Origin of the sequence: Xanthomonas sp. SHU 166 (assembly GCF_000364685.1) — a bacterium.
Taxonomy (GTDB): Bacteria; Pseudomonadota; Gammaproteobacteria; order Xanthomonadales; family Xanthomonadaceae; genus Xanthomonas_A; species Xanthomonas_A sontii.
Genome location: NZ_AQOJ01000049.1, coordinates 1 through 2,908, shown reverse-complemented (window position 1 = coordinate 2,908; position 2,908 = coordinate 1). Strand labels below are relative to the sequence as shown.

At 68.7% G+C, this 2,908-nt stretch carries 3 protein-coding genes and 1 pseudogene; 2 read left to right on the top strand and 2 right to left on the bottom strand.

From position 1 onward, the window contains the following. Together accB and accC are read left to right on the top strand one after the other, a co-directional pair. Positions 1-335 (top strand): acetyl-CoA carboxylase biotin carboxyl carrier protein (accB, locus tag D180_RS02260; RefSeq protein ID WP_017911502.1); only part of this gene is annotated, 335 nt, incomplete at its 5' end. Between the two features lie 138 nt (positions 336-473). After that, complete coding sequence (gene accC, locus D180_RS02255; RefSeq protein WP_017911501.1) at positions 474-1,841, top strand: acetyl-CoA carboxylase biotin carboxylase subunit; 1,368 nt, start codon at positions 474-476, stop codon at positions 1,839-1,841. Positions 1,842-2,080: 239 nt separating this feature from the next. Here accC and D180_RS02250 read toward each other — a convergent pair whose 3' ends face one another. Beyond that, positions 2,081-2,437: a hypothetical protein gene (locus D180_RS02250; RefSeq protein ID WP_017911500.1), complete on the bottom strand. Its 357-nt coding sequence runs from the start codon at positions 2,435-2,437 to the stop codon at positions 2,081-2,083. After that, a pseudogene (locus tag D180_RS02245) lies at positions 2,434-2,908 on the bottom strand (hypothetical protein); the annotation flags it as partial. The pseudogene D180_RS02245 and the gene D180_RS02250, both read right to left, overlap by 4 nt.

Genomic DNA, 2,908 nt, shown 5'->3' with positions numbered 1-2,908 from the left:
CCCCCGCGGCCGCGCCGGCCGCCGCCGCGCCGATGCCGATGAGCTCGCCCACCGAGGCCTCCACCGGCGGCAGCGCCAAGCCCGGCAACGCCCTGCCCGAGGGCCACGTGCTGCGCGCGCCGATGGTCGGCACCTTCTACACCTCGCCGGCCCCGGACAAGCCGGCCTTCGTCAGCGTCGGCCAGGCGGTCAAGGCCGGCGAGACCCTGGCGATCATCGAGGCGATGAAGATGTTCAACCCGATCGAAGCCGACGTCTCCGGCACCATCGTCGCGATCCTGGGCGAAAGCGGCCAGCCGGTGGAGTTTGACCAGCCCTTGTTTGTCATCGGCTGAAGAAGCCGGGACCCGGGACCCGGGACCGGGGACCCGGAACAGCAAGAGCGCCGGATTCGGCTTTGGCTCCTGCTCTTCCGGGTCCCCGGTCCCGGGGTCCCGGGTCCCGAACACCTCCCGCGTTCGGAATCCCTTCCCATGCTCGATAAAGTCGTCATCGCCAATCGCGGCGAAATCGCGCTGCGCATCCTGCGCGCGTGCCATACGCTCGGCATCCGCACGGTCGCGGTGCATTCCACCGTGGACCGCAACCTCAAGCACGTGGCCATGGCCGACGAGTCGGTGTGCATCGGCCCGGCGCCTTCGTCGGAGAGCTACCTCAACATCCCGGCGCTGATCGCCGCGGCCGAGGTCACCGATGCCCAGGCCATCCACCCCGGCTACGGCTTCCTGTCGGAGAACGCCGACTTCGCCGAGCGCGTGGAGCAATCCGGCTTCATCTTCATCGGGCCCAAGGCGGACACCATCCGCCTGATGGGCGACAAGGTCGAGGCGATCCGCGCGATGAAGGCCGCCGGCGTGCCGTGCGTGCCCGGCTCCGGCGGCCCGCTGGGCGAGGACATCGTCGCCAACACCAAGATCGCCCGCGAGATCGGCTACCCGGTGATCATCAAGGCCGCCGGCGGCGGCGGCGGCCGCGGCATGCGCGTGGTGCATTCGGAGGCCGCGCTGAAGGCCGCCATCGAAACCACCAAGTCCGAGGCCAAGGCCGCCTTCAGCAACGACCAGGTGTACATGGAGAAGTTCCTGGAGAATCCGCGCCACGTGGAGATCCAGGTGCTGGCCGACGGCCAGGGCGGCGCCATCCACCTGGGCGAGCGCGACTGCTCGATGCAGCGCCGCCACCAGAAGGTGGTGGAGGAAGCGCCGGCGCCGGGCATCACCGAGGAACTGCGCAACGAGATCGGCAAGGTCTGCGTGGACGCCTGCATCCGCATCGGCTACCGCGGCGCCGGCACCTTCGAGTTCCTGTTCGAGAACGGGCGCTTCTACTTCATCGAAATGAACACGCGCATCCAGGTGGAGCACCCGGTCACCGAGCGCATCACCGGCATCGACCTGGTGTGCGAGCAGCTGCGCATCGCCGCCGGGCACAAGCTCAGCATCAAGCAGAAGGACATCGTCCTGCGCGGCCATGCGATCGAGTGCCGCATCAACGCCGAGGACCCGGAAACCTTCATGCCCAATCCGGGCCTGATCACCGGCTTCCACCCGCCCGGCGGCCCCGGCGTGCGCGTGGACACGCACATCTACAGCGGCTACAAAGTGCCGCCGAACTACGACTCGATGATCGGCAAGCTGATCGTGCACGGCCCCGACCGCGAGACCGCGATCGCGCGCATGCGCGTGGCGCTGAGCGAGATGGTGGTGGACGGCATCAAGACCAACATCCCGCTGCAGCAGCGGATCATGCGCGACAAGGGCTTCCAGGCCGGCGGCCAGAACATCCACTACCTGGAAAAGCGCCTGGCCGAGCGCAAGAACAAGTCGATTGCCTTGGTTTGACAGCCGGGAATGGGGAAACGGGAATCGGGAATCGGCAGTGCCGGCTCCCGATTTTCGGCGGTGAAGGCCGCGACCTCGCCGCAGGATCGGGACGGAACGAATAGGTCCCGGGAGCGAATGGCTTCGACGTAGCGCGTCGGCGCCCGTCGCCGACATCGTTGCGACAACCACCGCGCAGTGCAATGAGGGGGCCGGGAACCCGCTCTTGCGATTCCCCATTCCCGGTTCCCCACTCCCGGCTACTTCCCCTGCTGCGTCCCCGCCACCGGCTCCACGCCCAGGCTCGAGGTCGGGCTGACGATCATCACCGTCTCGGTGGAGCCGTCCGGCCAGACGATCTGGAAGGTGCTGCCCGGGGCCAGGGTGGAGAAGGGCATGCCGCTGTTGGCGCGGTAGATCGCCGCCACCTGCGCGGCGCCGGCGCGGCGCACGTCCGGCGCGGCGTGCGCGGTGGTCAGTTCGACCTTGGACAGGCCGCGGTAGCGCTGCTCGGCGGTGTCGATCAGCAACAGGCCCGCCGCCGCCGCCGAGTAGGCGACGAAAGCCAGGACCCAGAACCAGAATTTGGCGCCGTGCAGCCATCGCCGGTAATTCATGAGCCTGCTCCCTTGCTGTCCACCAGTCGATTGACCATGTCATTCATCGTGTCCGTGCCTTGCCGCGGCACCGCGGCGTCGTAAACAAAACTGCTGAAGTCCTGCGTGGGGTCGCGCGAGCAGATCCCACCGTTGGCGCAATAGCGGGTCATCAGTTCGCTGTCCGGGCCGCAATCCAATCCCAGCCTGCAGGCGGCCAACTGCCAGGCCAATTCGGAAAACTGGGTGCCGGCCACGCGCCCGTCCAGGCTGTCGTCGCCGCTGGCGGCCAGGCCCATCGCCGGCGACAGCGCCACGTAGGCATCGGGATCGCCGGAGGCGCGCACCCGCGCGACCAGATCGCGCTTGTACTCGGCGCCGGCATGCAACGGCTGGCCCAGCGCCAGCAGCGCCGCTTCGGCGGCCAGGTTGCCGCCGCGCGCGGCCTGCACGCGCTGGGCGACGATGGCCTGGCGGGTCAGGCCGTCGCCG

Excerpts from the sequence above, each read along its gene's own strand:
- accC (WP_017911501.1), top strand. The coding sequence starts at position 474 with ATGCTCGATAAAGTCGTCATCGCCAATCGCGGCGAAATCGCGCTGCGC.
- D180_RS02250 (WP_017911500.1), bottom strand. The coding sequence starts at position 2,437 with ATGAATTACCGGCGATGGCTGCACGGCGCCAAATTCTGGTTCTGGGTC.